The 1151-nt window shown below is 65.6% G+C and carries 1 protein-coding gene; it reads right to left on the bottom strand.

The annotated features are described in order from the left end of the window. Window positions 1-1151 (bottom strand): aconitase family protein (locus tag J7302_RS26265; protein WP_251702293.1); only part of this gene is annotated, 1151 nt, incomplete at both ends.

Below are 1151 nucleotides of genomic sequence, written 5' to 3'. Positions count from 1 at the left end.
TCGCAGCGGCTTCCTTGTACTCGGCGATCTGGTCGAAGGACAGGTAGCGGTAGATATCGGCCGCCATGCTGTCGATGTTCTTCGCGTAGGCCATGTACTCCTCGACGGTCGGCAGTTTGCCCAGGATCGAGGCAACGGCCGCCAGCTCGGCGGAGGCCAGGAACACGTCGGTCGCGTCGCCCAGGCGGTTCGGGAAGTTCCGGGTGGAGGTGGAGACCACGGTGGAACCGGTCTGTACGCGCGCCTGGTTACCCATGCACAGCGAGCAGCCCGGCATTTCCATGCGCGCACCGGCCTTGCCGTAGATGCCGTAGTAGCCTTCTTCGGTCAGCTGGTGGGCGTCCATCTTGGTCGGCGGGGCCAGCCACAGGCGGGTCGGAATGCCCCCCTTGACCTTGTCCAGCAGTTTGCCGGCGGCGCGGAAGTGACCGATGTTGGTCATGCAGGAGCCGATGAACACTTCATCGATCTTGCGACCTTCCACGCTGGACAGCAGGCGGGCGTCGTCCGGGTCGTTCGGGGCGCAGAGTACCGGCTCCTTGACCTCGGCCAGGTCGATCTCGATGACGGCGGCGTATTCGGCGTCCGGGTCGGCTGCCAGCAGGTTCGGCTTGGCCAGCCAAGCCTCCATCGCCTGGGCGCGACGCTCCAGGGTCCGGGCGTCGCCGTAGCCTTCGCCGATCATCCAGCGCAGCAGGGTGATGTTGGACTTCAGGTACTCGGCGATGGCCTCTTCCGGCAGTTTGATGGTGCAACCGGCAGCGGAACGCTCGGCCGAGGCGTCGGACAGTTCGAAAGCCTGCTCGACGGTCAGGTCGTTGAGGCCTTCGATCTCGAGGATGCGGCCGGAGAAGATGTTTTTCTTGCCTTTCTTCTCGACGGTCAGCAGACCGGCCTGGATGGCGTAGTAGGGGATGGCGTGTACGAGGTCACGCAGGGTGATCCCGGGCTGCATCTTGCCCTTGAAGCGCACCAGTACCGATTCCGGCATGTCCAGCGGCATCACGCCGGTGGCGGCGGCGAAGGCGACCAGGCCGGAGCCGGCCGGGAAGCTGATGCCGATCGGGAAGCGGGTGTGCGAGTCACCGCCGGTGCCGACGGTGTCCGGCAGCAGCATGCGGTTCAGCCAGCTGTGGATGATGCCGTCGCCC

The sequence above is a fragment of the Metapseudomonas boanensis genome, from assembly GCF_018704125.1.
Lineage (GTDB): Bacteria > Pseudomonadota > Gammaproteobacteria > Pseudomonadales > Pseudomonadaceae > Metapseudomonas > Metapseudomonas boanensis.
The sequence above is the reverse complement of the archived record's forward strand: the minus strand, read 5'-3'. Positions and strand labels throughout refer to the sequence as shown.